Annotated in this window: 11 protein-coding genes and 1 tRNA gene; all 12 read right to left on the bottom strand. The window is 60.8% G+C overall.

What is annotated here, in order from left to right:
* Positions 1-100: 100 nt before the first annotated feature.
* Entirely contained in the window at positions 101-2194 is a 2094-nt protein-coding gene (gene fusA, locus ACTIFF_RS17705; protein ID WP_439538021.1) for an elongation factor G, read from the bottom strand.
* Between the two features lie 62 nt (positions 2195-2256).
* A complete protein-coding gene (rpsG, locus tag ACTIFF_RS17700) occupies positions 2257-2727 on the bottom strand; it encodes a 30S ribosomal protein S7 (RefSeq protein WP_069039297.1) in 471 nt (156 codons plus the stop codon).
* Positions 2728-2786: 59 nt separating this feature from the next.
* Positions 2787-3164, bottom strand: coding sequence for a 30S ribosomal protein S12 (gene rpsL, locus ACTIFF_RS17695; protein WP_008061703.1), 378 nt, complete (start codon positions 3162-3164; stop codon positions 2787-2789).
* A gap of 192 nt (positions 3165-3356) precedes the next feature.
* Entirely contained in the window at positions 3357-7559 is a 4203-nt protein-coding gene (rpoC, locus tag ACTIFF_RS17690; protein WP_439538020.1) for a DNA-directed RNA polymerase subunit beta', read from the bottom strand.
* A gap of 59 nt (positions 7560-7618) precedes the next feature.
* Positions 7619-11695, bottom strand: coding sequence for a DNA-directed RNA polymerase subunit beta (gene rpoB / locus ACTIFF_RS17685; RefSeq protein ID WP_439538019.1), 4077 nt, complete (start codon positions 11693-11695; stop codon positions 7619-7621).
* Between the two features lie 309 nt (positions 11696-12004).
* Positions 12005-12382, bottom strand: a complete 378-nt coding sequence (rplL, locus tag ACTIFF_RS17680) for a 50S ribosomal protein L7/L12 (RefSeq protein ID WP_439538018.1) — start codon at positions 12380-12382, stop codon at positions 12005-12007.
* Positions 12383-12460: 78 nt separating this feature from the next.
* Positions 12461-12991 (bottom strand): 50S ribosomal protein L10, encoded by a 531-nt coding sequence (rplJ, locus tag ACTIFF_RS17675; RefSeq protein WP_069039293.1) that lies wholly within the window; start codon positions 12989-12991, stop codon positions 12461-12463.
* 257 nt (positions 12992-13248) lie between these two features.
* Positions 13249-13941, bottom strand: coding sequence for a 50S ribosomal protein L1 (rplA, locus tag ACTIFF_RS17670; protein WP_439538017.1), 693 nt, complete (start codon positions 13939-13941; stop codon positions 13249-13251).
* A 2-nt stretch (positions 13942-13943) separates the two neighbouring features.
* A complete protein-coding gene (rplK, locus tag ACTIFF_RS17665) occupies positions 13944-14375 on the bottom strand; it encodes a 50S ribosomal protein L11 (protein WP_069039291.1) in 432 nt (143 codons plus the stop codon).
* A 182-nt stretch (positions 14376-14557) separates the two neighbouring features.
* Positions 14558-15091: a transcription termination/antitermination protein NusG gene (gene nusG / locus ACTIFF_RS17660; protein WP_069039290.1), complete on the bottom strand. Its 534-nt coding sequence runs from the start codon at positions 15089-15091 to the stop codon at positions 14558-14560.
* Complete coding sequence (secE, locus tag ACTIFF_RS17655; protein ID WP_069039289.1) at positions 15088-15441, bottom strand: preprotein translocase subunit SecE; 354 nt, start codon at positions 15439-15441, stop codon at positions 15088-15090. The genes nusG and secE overlap by 4 nt, the downstream gene beginning before the upstream one ends.
* Before the next feature lie 55 nt (positions 15442-15496).
* Positions 15497-15572 (bottom strand) — tRNA-Trp (locus tag ACTIFF_RS17650).
* Positions 15573-15659 lie beyond the last annotated feature (87 nt).

The raw sequence follows: 15659 nt of genomic DNA, 5'->3' as shown, positions 1-15659 counted from the left end.
GTCTTGCCATGATCAACGTGCCCAATCGTCCCCACGTTCACGTGCGGCTTGGTACGTTCAAACTTTCCCTTTGCCATGTCTAGCCCCTAAATCCCAAAACTCACTTCTTGTTGATGATCGCTTCGGCGACGTTCTTCGGCGCTTCGGCGTAATGCTTGAATTCCATCGAGTAGGTTGCACGCCCCTGGCTCAACGAACGCAAAGTCGTGGAATAACCGAACATCGCTGCAAGCGGTACTTCAGCCTTGATGGCCTTGATGCCACCCGGCAGATCTTCCATGCCCTGAACGATGCCGCGACGACCCGACAGATCGCCCATAACGTTACCCATGTAGTCTTCCGGCGTCTCCACCTCGACCGCCATCATCGGCTCGAGCAACACCGGACTCGCCTTGCGCATCGCGTCCTTGAACGCCATCGACGCGGCCATCTTGAACGCGTTTTCGTTCGAATCGACGTCGTGGTAAGAGCCGTCGAACAGCGTCACCTTGACGTCAACGACCGGGAAACCTGCAAGCACGCCGTTCGGCAACGTTTCGCGCAAGCCCTTGTCGACTGCCGGGATGAACTCTCGCGGGACGGTACCGCCCTTGATCGCATCGACGAATTCGTAACCCTTGCCGGCTTCATTCGGCTCAAGCTTGATCCACACGTGCCCGTATTGGCCGCGACCGCCCGATTGCTTGACGAACTTGCCTTCCTGCTCAACCGATTTCCGGACAGCTTCCCGATACGCAACCTGCGGCGCACCGACATTGGCCTCAACACCGAATTCGCGCTTCATACGATCGACGATGATTTCCAGGTGCAGTTCACCCATACCCGAAATCACGGTCTGACCCGATTCTTCGTCGGTACGCACGCGGAACGACGGATCTTCCTGCGCCAGACGCGACAGCGCCAGACCCATCTTTTCCTGATCGCCCTTCGTCTTCGGCTCGACAGCAACGTGAATCACCGGCTCCGGAAACTCCATGCGCTCCAGCGTCACCGCATTGTCCGGATCACACAGCGTCTCACCGGTGGTCACCGACGATAGGCCAATGGCAGCCGCGATGTCGCCAGCGCGCACTTCTTCGATTTCCTGACGGTCGTTTGCATGCATTTGCACCAGACGACCAATGCGGTCCTTCTTGCCCTTGATCGGGTTGTACACCGTGTCACCCGATTTCAATACACCCGAATAGACGCGGATGAATGTGAGCTGACCGACATACTTGTCCGACATGAGCTTGAAAGCGAGCGCCGAGAACTTTTCGTCGTCCGCTGCGCGACGTTCAACCGGCTTGTCGTCGTCATCCAGACCCTGAACCGGCGGAATATCAACCGGCGACGGGAGAAAATCGATCACGGCGTCCAGCATTCGCTGTACGCCCTTGTTCTTGAATGCGGTGCCGCACAACATCGGATGAATTTCACCTGCGATGGTACGGGTCCGCAATCCGAGAATGATGTCCTTCTCGTCGAGATCGCCGTTTTCAAGGTAGCGGTTCATCAGCTCTTCACTGGATTCCGCTGCCGCCTCGACCATCTTCTCGCGCCATTCGCTGCACACATCAGCGAGTTCAGCAGGGATCTCTTCGTAAGAGAACTTGATGCCCTGGGATGCCTCATCCCAAAGGATCGCCTTCATCTTGATCAGGTCGACAACGCCCTTGAAACCCTCTTCAGCACCGATAGGCACAACGATCGGCACCGGATTGGCGTGCAAGCGAGCCTTCAATTGGTCGTAGACCTTGAAGAAATTTGCACCCGTGCGGTCCATCTTGTTGACAAAGGCCAGACGCGGTACGCCGTACTTGTTGGCTTGGCGCCAGACGGTCTCCGACTGCGGCTGCACACCACCCACGGCGCAATAAACCATGCACGCGCCATCGAGAACGCGCATCGACCGTTCGACTTCAATCGTGAAGTCCACGTGCCCGGGAGTATCGATGATGTTGATGCGATGCTCGGGGTAGTCACCCGCCATGCCCTTCCAGAAGGTCGTCACAGCAGCAGACGTGATGGTGATGCCGCGCTCCTGCTCCTGTTCCATCCAGTCGGTCGTGGCTGCACCGTCGTGCACTTCACCCAGCTTATGGTTCACGCCGGTGTAGTACAAAATGCGCTCGGTGGTCGTCGTCTTGCCGGCGTCGATGTGAGCGGAAATGCCGATGTTCCGGTAGCGCTCGATCGGTGTCTTGCGTGCCACGATACTGTCCTTTGAAACAAGAGGCCGCCACAAGTGGCGGCCGTTCGATTAAGCGGGATGAATCAGAAACGGAAGTGCGAGAAAGCCTTGTTGGCGTCCGCCATCCGATGCACCTCGTCACGCTTCTTCATCGCAGCGCCTCGACCTTCCGATGCCTCGAGCAATTCAGCTGCAAGGCGCAGACCCATCGATTTTTCCGAGCGCTTGCGCGCGGCTTCACGCAGCCAGCGCATCGAAAGCGCCATGCGACGCGACGGACGCACTTCAACCGGCACTTGATAGTTAGCCCCGCCGACGCGACGACTCTTCACTTCGACAACCGGCTTCACATTACTGATGGCCTGAGCGAAAACCTCAAGCGGATCCTTGCCGCTCTTCGTCTTGATCTGCTCGAACGCACCATAAACAATGCGCTCAGCAACCGACTTCTTGCCGGCCGACATCAACACATTGACGAACTTGGAGAGCTCTACGCTGCCGAATTTCGGATCCGGCAGTATGTCCCGCTTGGGTACTTCACGACGACGTGGCATGTTTAAACCCTTAACTTCTTGCTATTACACTGCACTGGGCACGCGCTGACAGAAACCGGTCAGGCCTTCTTCGGACGCTTCGCGCCGTACTTGGAGCGCGACTGCTTGCGATCCTTCACGCCCTGCAGGTCAAGCGAACCGCGGACGATGTGGTAGCGCACACCCGGGAGGTCTTTAACGCGACCGCCGCGGATCAACACGACCGAGTGTTCCTGGAGATTGTGACCTTCACCACCGATGTACGAGATCACCTCGAAACCGTTGGTCAAACGTACTTTGGCGACCTTGCGCAGCGCCGAATTCGGCTTCTTCGGAGTCGTGGTGTACACACGCGTGCAAACGCCGCGCTTCTGCGGGCAAGCCTCAAGGGCCGGCACTTTTGATTTGCTTACCGGCGACGTGCGCGGCTTGCGAACAAGCTGATTAATGGTTGGCATTTTTCGAGATTCCAAAAGACCGAAGGCGACGCCATTTACGGTCGGCCCGCCTCCGTGACTCGTTCGCCCCGGGCCCGCTACGGTTGGCGGACCCACAAAGAGGCCGGATTATAGGCATACTTAACAGGACGGGTCAACCATCGGCAGCCCTTTGCCGCTGGTGATTGACCCTCCCACGGGATACTGCGTTGGTTACTGCGCTTCGCCGGTTTCCGCTTCAACCGGAATCGGATCGTCGCCGAAAAGCACTCGGTCGGCCGCCGCCGCATCGTCGCCGCGCATCTGGCCGCGACGAGTACGGTGGTATGCAAGACCGGTACCGGCTGGAATCAGACGTCCGACGATCACGTTTTCCTTCAGGCCACGCAACTCATCACGCTTGCCCATGATCGCCGCCTCGGTCAGCACGCGCGTCGTTTCCTGGAAGGACGCCGCGGAGATGAACGAGTCGGTCGACAACGAGGCCTTCGTGATGCCGAGCAGCATGTACTGGTACTCGCACGGACGCTTGCCTTCGGAGACCAGGCGATCGTTCTCGTCAAGCACTTCGGAACGTTCCACCTGTTCCTCGCGAATGAACTTCGAATCGCCGGAGTCGACGATGACAACGCGACGAAGCATCTGGCGGACGATGACCTCGATGTGCTTGTCGTTGATCTTCACACCCTGCAGGCGATACACGTCCTGCACCTCGTCGATGATGTAGCGCGCCAGTTCCTCGACGCCCTTCAGACGCAGGATGTCGTGCGGCTCGACGGCGCCGTCAACGATCACTTCGCCCTTGTTCACCACCTGACCGTCGTGCACCGTGACGTGCTTGTCCTTCGGGATCAGGAACTCGTTCACCGTCCCATCGGGCTCGGTGATCACGAGGCGCTGCTTGCCCTTGGTGTCCTTGCCGAACGACACCGTACCGGTCACCTCGGCCAGCAGACCGGCGTCCTTCGGCGAACGGGCTTCGAACAGTTCGGCCACACGCGGCAGACCACCGGTGATGTCGCGCGTCTTTGCCGACTCCTGCGGGATGCGTGCGAGCACGTCACCCACGCTGACCGTCTGGCCGTCCTTCACCGTGATGATGCACCCCACCTGGAAGGTGATGGACACGGGCGTTTCAGTGCCGGCAACCTTCACTTCTTCGCCCGACTCAGTGAGCAGCTTGACCTGCGGGCGCAAACCCTTGGTCGTCGTGCTGCGACGCTTCGGATCGATCACGACCAAAGTGGTCAGGCCGGTCACGTCGTCCACCTGCTTGGCAACTGTAACGCCCTCTTCGACGTGCTCGAAGCGGACCACACCCGAGTACTCGGTAATGATCGGACGCGTGTGCGGATCCCAGCTGGCCAGCGCGGTACCGGCCTTGATGGCCTGGCCTTCGTCGACCTGCAGCGTGGCGCCGTACGGAACCTTGTGACGTTCGCGTTCGCGGCCGTGGTCATCGGTGATGATGACTTCCGCGCTGCGTGCGATCACGATCTTCTCGTTCTTCGCGCTGGTGACATAACGCATGTTCAGCGTGAAGCGGATCACGCCCGAGCTCTTCGCCTCGACCCCGCTTGCCGCGGCCGCTCGCGACGCCGCACCACCGACGTGGAAGGTACGCATCGTGAGCTGAGTACCCGGCTCGCCGATCGACTGCGCTGCGATCACACCGACTGCTTCGCCGCTGTTGACCAACTGGCCGCGACCCAGGTCACGGCCATAGCACTTGGCGCACAGGCCGTATCGAGTTTCGCAGGTCAGCGGAGTACGAACCTTCACCTCATCCACACCGAGCGAGTCGATGAGGTCGCACTTGTCTTCGTCCAGCAGCTCACCGGCGTAGATCACCGTGGCCTGCGTTTCCGGATTCACCACATCGGCAGCGGTCGTGCGGCCGAGGATGCGGTCACGCAGCGGCTCGATGACTTCACCGCCCTCGACCAGCGCCTTCATCACGAAGCCTTCGCTGGTGCCGCAATCGTCCTCGGTCACCACCAGATCCTGTGTCACGTCGACCAGGCGGCGCGTCAGATAACCGGAGTTCGCCGTCTTCAGTGCGGTGTCGGCCAGACCCTTGCGGGCGCCGTGCGTCGAAATGAAGTACTGCAGAACGTTCAGACCTTCGCGGAAGTTGGTCGTGATGGGCGTTTCGATGATCGAGCCGTCCGGCTTGGCCATCAGACCGCGCATGCCGGCAAGCTGACGGATCTGCGCTGCGGAACCGCGCGCTCCGGAGTCGGCCATCATGTAGATGGAGTTGAACGACTCCTGCTTGACCGTGTTGCCGTCGCGGTCGACGGTGTCCTCCTGGCCGAGTTGGTCCATCATCGCCTTGGCGACCTGGTCACCAGCGCGACCCCAGATATCCACCACCTTGTTGTAACGCTCGCCGTCGGTCACCAGACCGGACGTGTATTGCTGGGCGATTTCCTTCACCTCGGCTTCGGCCGCGCTGATCAGGGTGTGCTTGGCATCCGGCACCAGCATGTCCTTCACCGCGATCGAAATGCCGGCGCGGGTCGCGAGTGCGAAACCCGCCTGCATCAGCTTGTCGGCGAAGATCACCGTTTCGCGCAGACCGCAGCGACGGAAGCTGTTGTTGACCAGACGCGAGATTTCCTTCTTCTTCAGCGCCTTGTCGAGCACCGTAAACGGCAGGCCCGGCGGCAGGATTTCCGACAGCATGGCGCGGCCGACCGTCGTTTCGTAGCGCGTCACCTTGTCGCGCTTTTCGTCGTCGATCACTTCGACTTCGCGGATACGCACCGAAATCTTGGAGTGCAGCTCGACAAAGCCGTTGTCGTAGGCGCGACGCATTTCATTCACGTTGGCGAACATCATGCCTTCGCCCTTGCCGTTGATCTTCGAACGGGTGGCGTAGTACAGGCCGAGCACGATGTCCTGCGACGGCACGATAATCGGCTCGCCATTGGCCGGCGACAACACGTTGTTCGACGCCAGCATCAGCGTGCGCGCTTCCATCTGCGCTTCCAGCGACAGCGGCACGTGCACGGCCATCTGGTCACCGTCGAAGTCGGCGTTGAATGCCACGCAGACCAGCGGGTGCAGCTGGATGGCCTTGCCTTCGATCAGCATCGGCTCGAAAGCCTGGATGCCGAGGCGGTGCAGTGTCGGCGCTCGGTTCAGCATGACCGGATGTTCGCGGATCACCTCTTCGAGGATGTCCCACACTTCCGGCACTTCCTGCTCGACCAGCTTCTTGGCAGCCTTGATCGTGGTCGCCATGCCATTCAGTTCGAGCTTGTTGAAGATGAAGGGCTTGAACAGTTCGAGCGCCATCTTCTTCGGCAGGCCGCACTGATGCAGCTTGAGCTGAGGGCCCACCACGATGACCGAACGCCCCGAGTAGTCGACACGCTTGCCCAGCAGGTTCTGACGGAAACGACCGCCCTTGCCCTTGATCATGTCGGCCAGCGACTTCAACGGGCGCTTGTTGGCGCCAGTCATTGCCTTGCCGCGACGGCCGTTGTCGAGCAGCGAATCGACCGCTTCCTGCAGCATGCGCTTTTCGTTGCGCACGATGATTTCCGGCGCCTTCAGTTCGAGCAGGCGCTTCAGGCGGTTGTTGCGGTTGATGACGCGGCGGTAGAGGTCATTCAGGTCGGACGTCGCGAAGCGGCCACCGTCCAGCGGCACCAGCGGACGCAGGTCCGGCGGCAGAACCGGCAGCACTTCCAGAATCATCCATTCCGGCTTGATGCCCGAATGCTGGAAGCCTTCAAGGATCTTGAGCCGCTTCGAAATCTTCTTCATCTTCGCTTCGGAACTGGTCGCTTCCAGTTCGCCGCGCAGCTTTTCCACTTCACGGTTCAGGTCGAGCGAACGCAGCATGCCGCGCACGCCTTCTGCACCCATGAACGCGGTGAAGTCGTCGCCGTACTCTTCGACCTTGGCCAGGTAATCGTCTTCCGACAGCAACTGGCCGCGGGCCAGCGGTGTCATGCCCGGATCGACAACGACGAAGCCTTCGAAGTACAGCACCCGTTCGATGTCGCGCAGCGTCATGTCGAGCACCATGCCCAGACGTGACGGCAGCGACTTCAGGAACCAGATGTGCGCGGTCGGGCTGGCCAGCTCGATGTGGCCCATGCGCTCGCGACGCACCTTCGACAGCGTGACTTCGACGCCGCACTTTTCGCAGATGACACCGCGGTGCTTCAGGCGCTTGTACTTGCCGCACAGGCACTCGTAGTCCTTCACCGGGCCGAAGATCTTGGCGCAGAACAGACCATCGCGCTCCGGCTTGAAGGTGCGGTAGTTGATGGTTTCCGGCTTCTTGACTTCGCCGTAGGACCAGGAACGGATCTTGTCCGGCGACGCGAGACCGATGGTGATCGCGTCGAACTCTTCTTCCTGGGTGACCTGCTTGAACAGATCCAGCAATGCTTTCATGGCAACTCCTTTGGGGCTAGTGGCTAGGGGCTAGGCGGGGTTGGCTTTCGCGCCCTGTCCTAGAACCGCTCCAAATCAATGTCGATGGCCAGCGACCGGATTTCCTTCACCAGCACGTTGAACGACTCCGGCATGCCGGCATCGATCTTGTGCTCGCCCTTGACGATGTTTTCGTACACCTTCGTACGACCCGTGACGTCGTCGGACTTGACGGTGAGCATTTCCTGCAGCGTGTAGGACGCGCCGTACGCTTCCAGTGCCCACACTTCCATTTCACCGAAGCGTTGACCACCGAACTGCGCCTTGCCGCCCAGCGGCTGCTGGGTGACCAGGGAGTACGGGCCGGTCGACCGGGCGTGCATCTTGTCGTCGACCAGGTGATGCAGCTTCAGCACATGCATGTAGCCGACCGTCACCTGACGCTCGAACGCTTCGCCGGTGCGGCCGTCGTACAGCGTCATCTGGCCCCCGGACGGCATGTCGGCCAGTTCCAGCATGCGACGGATTTCGGACTCATGCGCGCCGTCGAACACTGGCGTTGCGAACGGCACGCCGTGCTTCAGATTGCTCGCCAGCTCAAGAATTTCATCGTCGGTCAGCGAGGCAATTTCTTCCGGCTTGCCACTGCTGTTGTAGATCTCGTCCATGAAACTGCGCAGCTCGGCGAGATTCGCCTGACGACGCAGCATGCCATCGATCTTCTTGCCAAGGCCGCGCGCAGCCATGCCGAGGTGGGTTTCGAGAATCTGGCCGATGTTCATCCGCGACGGCACGCCGAGCGGATTGAGCACGATGTCGACCGGCGTGCCGTCTTCCATGTGCGGCATGTCTTCGATCGGCGTGATCTTCGACACCACACCCTTGTTGCCGTGACGGCCGGCCATCTTGTCGCCCGGCTGTAGGCGGCGCTTCACGGCCAGGTAGACCTTGACCATCTTCTGCACGCCAGGCGGCAGCTCGTCGCCCTGCGTCAGCTTCTTCTTCTTCAGTTCGAACGCGACGTCGAAGTCGGTACGGGTCTTTTCCAGCGACTCGCGCAGGCTCTCGAGTTGTGCCGCGATCTCTTCGTCCGCCATGCGGATGTCGAACCAGTTGTGCGGTTCCACGCCGTCGAGGTACTCGCGGGTGATCGTCGTGCCCTTGGCCAGACGCTTCGGGCCGCCATTGGCGACACGACCGGCGAGCAGTCGCTCGATACGGGCAAAGGTGTCGCGTTCAACGATGCGCATCTGGTCGCCCAGATCCTGACGGTAGCTGCGCAGCATGTCATCGACGATGGATTGCGCACGCTTGTCACGCTCGATGCCTTCGCGGGTGAACACCTGCACGTCGATCACCGTGCCGTTCATGCCCGAGGGCACACGCAACGAGGTGTCCTTCACGTCCGAAGCCTTTTCACCGAAGATCGCGCGCAGCAGCTTTTCTTCCGGCGTCAGCTGGGTTTCGCCCTTCGGCGTCACCTTGCCGACCAGCACATCGCCGGCTTCGACTTCAGCGCCGATATACACGATGCCCGATTCGTCGAGACGGCCGAGCTGTGCTTCGCCGAGCGACGCGATGTCGCGCGTGATTTCTTCCGGGCCCAGCTTGGTATCGCGTGCGACGACCGTCAGTTCCTCGATGTGGATCGACGTGAAGCGATCTTCGGCGACGACGCGTTCCGAAATCAGGATCGAATCTTCGAAGTTGTAGCCGTTCCACGGCATGAAGGCGACCAGCATGTTCTGGCCGAGCGCCAGTTCGCCGAGGTCGGTCGAAGCACCGTCGGCGACGACATCGCCCTTGGCGATGATGTCGCCGCTCTTGACCACCGGACGCTGGTTGATGTTCGTGTTCTGGTTCGAACGCGTGTACTTCACCAGATTGTAGATATCGACGCCGACTTCGCCCGGCACCGTTTCGTCGTCATTGACGCGCACCACGATGCGATTCGCATCAACGTAGTCGACCACACCACCGCGCAATGCCTGCACCGCGGTGCCCGAGTCGACCGCAACAGTGCGTTCGATACCGGTACCGACGAAGGCCTTTTCCGGACGAAGGCAAGGGACGGCCTGACGCTGCATGTTGGCACCCATCAACGCGCGGTTCGCGTCGTCGTGCTCGAGGAACGGAATCAGCGAGGCGGCGACCGACACGATCTGACCCGGTGCGATGTCCATGTACTGGACCTGATCCGGCGTCGATAGCATGAACTCGCCCTTGTGACGGCAGGACACCAGTTCGTCCGAAAGGCCGCCCTTCTTGTCCAGCGACGCGTTCGCCTGCGCGATCACGTACTTGCCTTCTTCGATCGCCGACAGGAAATCGATCTGTTCGGTGACATGGCTGCCATCGACACGGCGATACGGCGTTTCGAGGAAGCCGTACTTGTTGGTGCGGGCGTACAGCGCGAGCGAATTGATCAGACCGATGTTCGGGCCTTCAGGCGTTTCGATCGGGCACACACGGCCATAGTGGGTCGGGTGCACGTCGCGCACCTCGAAGCCGGCACGTTCGCGCGTCAGACCGCCCGGGCCCAGTGCGGACACGCGACGCTTGTGCGTGATTTCCGACAAGGGGTTGGTCTGGTCCATGAACTGCGACAGCTGGCTGGAACCGAAGAACTCCTTGATCGCTGCGCTGATCGGCTTGGCGTTGATCAGATCGTGCGGCATCAGGTTGTCCGACTCGGCTTGCGACAGACGTTCCTTCACGGCGCGCTCGACGCGCACCAGACCGGCGCGGAACTGGTTCTCCGCCAGTTCGCCGACCGAACGCACGCGACGATTGCCGAGGTGGTCGATGTCGTCGATTTCGCCCTTGCCGTTGCGCAGATCGACCAGAATGCGGATGACGTCAACGATGTCTTCGTTCGACAGCGTGGCAGCACCTTCGATTGCATCGCGACCGACACGGCGGTTGAACTTCATGCGGCCGACGGCCGACAGGTCGTAGCGCTCTTCCGAATAGAACAGACCGTGGAACAGCGTTTCCACGGCATCTTCCGTCGGCGGCTCACCCGGCCGCATCATGCGGTAGATGGCGACGCGCGCCTGCCACTGATCAGCGGTTTCGTCGGTGCGCAACGTCTGCGAAATGTACGGGCCGCGGTCCAGGTCATTCACGTACAGCGTCGAGATCTCGCCGACGCCTGCCACGCTCAGCTTGGCCAGCAGCTCTTCGGTGATTTCGTCATTCACGTTCGCCAGCACTTCGCCGGTTTCCGGATCGATCACGGCGCTCGAGAACACGCGCCCGACGAGAAAATCTTCCGGCACCACGATGGCTTCGGTGCCCGACTCGGCCAGTTCGCGGATGTGCTTGGCGGTGATGCGCTTGTCTTTCGCCACGACGACCTTGCCCGAACCGTCGATGATGTCGAATTTTGCGACTTCCCCGCGAAGGCGCTCCGGCACCAGCTTCATCTGGATGCCACCCTTGGCGGCCAGATCGAAGGCGTCGAATTCAAAGAAGGTCGACAGGATCTGCGTCGGCGTCATGCCGATCGCCTTCAACAGGATCGTCACCGGCATCTTGCGACGACGGTCGACGCGGAAGTAGAGATAGTCCTTCGGATCGAATTCGAAGTCGAGCCAGGAGCCGCGGTAGGGAATGATACGGGCCGAGAACAGCAGCTTGCCCGAGCTGTGGGTCTTGCCGCGATCATGCTCGAAGAACACGCCCGGCGAACGATGCAGCTGGCTGACGATGACACGCTCGGTGCCGTTGATGACGAAGGAGCCGGTGGTCGTCATGAGCGGAATTTCGCCCATGTACACTTCCTGTTCCTTCACTTCCTTGATGGTTTCCTTCGGCGCTTCGCGGTCCATGATGACCAGGCGCACGCGCGCGCGCAGCGGGCTCGCGAAAGTCAGGCCGCGTTGATGGCATTCCTTGACGTCGAATGCGGGTTCGCCGAGCATGAAATGCACGAACTCGAGGCGCGCATTGCCGGAATGCGAACTGATCGGGAAGATCGACGTGAAAGCAGCCTGCAAGCCCTGGTTGCGACGGGATTCGGCAGGAATCTCGGCCTGCAGGAACTGGGTGTAGGACTCCAGCTGGGTCGCCAGCAGGAACGGCACGTCGAGTACCGCATCGCGCTTGGCAAAGCTTTTGCGGATGCGCTTCTTCTCGGTGTAGGTATAGGCCATGAAATCTCCGGGCGTAGAGTGCGATGGCCGGGGAAAACGGAGCGTGCGCCACCCGGCGCGCCGTCCGCGTTTCACCACGGAATGCAATCAGGACAACGTCACCGGCGGTTGGCCTCTACCAACCCCTGGGCTGACAACGAAAGCGCGGGCATGAGCACCCGAGGCGGGACTTTCGTTCGACCGGAAACGGTCTTCCGTGATCGCTTCGGAAGACAAGGAAAACACGTTCGCGCACGTGCTTTCCTGGTATCCCCAAACGGCGACGGGAGTACGGCCCGAAGGCACGCACTCCCGCCGATCAGGTCGGAATTACTTGATTTCGACCTTGGCGCCTGCGTCGTCCAGCTGCTTCTTCAGGGCTTCTGCGTCAGCCTTCGAGATGGCTTCCTTCACCGGCTTCGGTGCGCCATCCACGAGGTCCTTGGCTTCCTTCAGGCCCAGGCCGGTAACGGCGCGAACGACCTTGATGACTTCAACCTTCTTCTCGCCAGCGGCCAGCAGCATGACGGTGAATTCGGTCTGCTCTTCAGCGGCCGGAGCGGCAGCAGCGGCCGGAGCGGCAGCAACGGCAACCGAGGCGGCGGCGGACACGCCGAACTTCTCTTCCATGTCCTTGATCAGTTGCGACAGTTCGAGAACCGACATTGCGGCAACAGCTTCCAGGACCTGCTCTTTGCTAATCGACATTTAAAAACTCCTGATTCAAGCGCCGGGATGAATTCCAGCGGCGCGGGATGGTGATGTAGTCTTTCGTGAAGCCTGAACTCAGGCGGATTGCTTTTCGCGTTCGTCGCGCACCGCTGCGAGGGTACGGACGAACTTGCCCGGCACCTCGTTGAGGGTTTGCACAAACTTTGCGATCGGCGCCTGCATCGTGCCCAGAAGTGTTGCCAGCAGTTCATCGCGGCTCGGCATCGTGGCCAGCGCCTTGACGCCTGCGGCGTCCATGACGTGGTTGGCCAGTGCGCCGCCCTTGATGACCAGCTTGTCGTTGCCCTTGACGAATTCCTGCAGGACCTTTGCCGCCGATACCGGATCGGCGGACATGCCATACAGCAGCGGTCCGGTCATGTCCTTCGCCAGCCCCTCGAAAGGGGTCCCCTCGACAGCGCGACGTGCCAGCGTGTTCTTCAGAACGCGCAGGTAGACACCCTGTGCTCGGGCCTGGGCACGCAAACGCGTGACATCGCCCACTTCCAGACCGCGGTTCTCGGCGATCACGATCACCTGCGCGCCCGCAACTTCAGCGGCCACACCGGCGACGACTTCCTTCTTCTGATCGAGATTGAGTCCCAAAGGTCTACTCCCATGATTACGGTCGTCAGGCACGCATCGCTGCCCACCTGACGAACCACCTGCGGCGACCGTATCAGGAGAAGAAACTGTCCGTAAGGACACCATCCATCCTGTGTCGGGTAACGCCATCTGCGCAGGCGGAGCATTCGCTCCATTACGCCCGGTCGGGCACCTGCGGTCTTTGACAACCTGCCACCCCATACGGGCGGTGGCAGCCCAAAGTTCGTTTGTGCGCCCGGCGAGCCGGGCACAAATGCTTACTGCACCGACGCCTGATCGACGCGGATGCCGACACCCATCGTCGAAGTGACCGACACCTTGCGCAGATACACGCCCTTGGCCGCAGCCGGACGCGCCTTGTTCAGTGCTTCGATCAGTGCCTTGATGTTGGTGGTGAGTTGTTCCGGCGTGAAGGACGCGCGGCCAACGGTACATTGCACGATGCCACCCTTGTCGGTGCGGTACTGCACCTGACCGGCCTTCGCGTTCTTGACCGCAGTGGCGACATCCATGGTCACGGTACCGACCTTCGGATTCGGCATCAGGCCACGCGGGCCGAGGATCTGGCCCAGCGCGCCGACAACGCGCATCGCGTCCGGAGTCGCGATCGCGACGTCGAAATTCAGATTGCCTTCCTTGACCTGAGCGGCCAGATCGTCGAAGCCGACGACGTCCGCACCGGCGGCACGGGCTTCGTCAGCCTTCGCACCCTGGGCGAACACGGCGACGCGTACCGACTTGCCGGTACCTGCCGGCAGCACGACCGAACCACGGACCAACTGGTCCGACTTCTTTGCGTCGATGCCCAGATTCACGGCCAGATCGACCGATTCATCGAACTTGGCGTTCGCGGTTTCCTTGACCAGCGCGAGCGCATCGGCCAACGGGTAGCTGCGGTTGCGATCGACCTTGGCGCGCAGCGCCTGAACACGTTTGGACAGTTTCGCCATGATTACAGCCCCTCCACCGTGATGCCCATGCTGCGGGCCGAACCGGCGATCGTGCGCACCGCTGCGTCAAGATCACCCGCCGTCAGATCCTTGTTCTTCACCTTGACGATCTCTTCAAGCTGCGCGCGGGTCACCTTGCCCACCTTGTCGGTGTGCGGCTTGGGCGAACCCTTGGTGATGCCGGCAGCCTTCTTGATGAGAATGGTCGCGGGGGGCGACTTCATCACGAAAGTGAATGACTTGTCCGCATAGGCGGTGATGACCACTGGAATCGGCAGACCCGGTTCCATGCCTTGGGTCTGCGCATTGAATGCCTTGCAGAATTCCATGATGTTCAAACCGCGCTGACCCAGCGCGGGTCCGATCGGGGGCGACGGATTCGCCTTCCCGGCCGGCACTTGCAGCTTTACATAGCCGACGATTTTCTTCGCCATGATGACTCCTGATGTGAGTGATAGCGTGACGCGCGGTCATCGGACCGTCTGCCACTCCTCGACCGGTGCAAACACCGGAAACAATTGCGCCGCACGGCTCTCAGGCCTTGCCGCGCACCCGGACAACGCCTTCCGGCGCTGCCTCAATTACCGGATCCGATCCCCGATCCAGACTCTTGGGATCAGACCTTCTCGACCTGCGCAAATTCGAGCTCCACCGGCGTCGCACGGCCGAAAATGGTCACCGAAACATGCAGGCGGCTCTTGTCGTAATTGACGCTCTCGACCGATCCGTTGAAATCGGTGAAGGGGCCATCCTTGACCCGAACCAATTCACCGACTTCAAACAGCACCTTCGGACGGGGCTTTTCAACCCCTTCCTGCATCTGCTGCATGATCTTCTCGACTTCCTTCTCGGAAATCGGTGTCGGCTTGTTGGCACTGCCGCCAACGAAACCCGTGACCTTCGGCGTGCTCTTCACGAGGTGCCAGCTATCCTCGTCCATGTCCATTTCGACCAGAACGTAGCCCGGGAAAAATTTTCGCTCCGACACGGCTTTCTGGCCGCCACGCATCTCGACCACCTCTTCCACCGGAACGAGGATCTGGCCGAACTTGTCCTGCATGCTCGCCCGGGTAATACGCTCGACGAGCGCGCGCTGCACCGATTTCTCGAAACCGGAATAAGCATGTACGACGTACCAACGCTTGCTCATGATTTTTTCCAGCCCAGGATGAGGTCGTACAACACCCACTCGAAGCTCTTGTCAGTCAGCCACAGAAAAACGGCCATGACGAACACGAAGCCAAACACGATCGCTGTCGTTTGCACTGTTTCCTTGCGGCTCGGCCACGCAACCTTCTTCGCCTCCGCCACCGACTCGTTGGCGAATTCGAAGAAGCGACGACCCTGTGCCGTGTACCAGGCGACGGCGATACCTGCCGCGATGCCACCGACAACGGACAGCACACGCACCGCCATGATCTGGTCGGAGAAAACATAGAAGCCGGCCAGCCCTGCTATCAGCAGTGCAATGGCCAGCGCGAGCTTCAGCTGGTCGGTCATGAATGTCCGGGAACGCTCAGGCGCCCCACAAAGTTACCCGTCCTGATTACCGGGATGGCAGGGGCAGAGGGAATCGAACCCCCAACCTTCGGTTTTGGAGACCGACGCTCTGCCAATTGAGCTATGCCCCTGCAAAACAAACCCGGCCTGCTCGCGCAGCCCGGGGCACATCAACCTGCTTAAGCGATGATCTTGGCAACCACGCCCGCGCCCACCGT

Source organism: Methyloversatilis sp. (genome assembly GCF_051861465.1).
Classification (GTDB): Bacteria; Pseudomonadota; Gammaproteobacteria; order Burkholderiales; family Rhodocyclaceae; genus Methyloversatilis.
The sequence above is the reverse complement of the archived record's forward strand: the minus strand, read 5'-3'. Positions and strand labels throughout refer to the sequence as shown.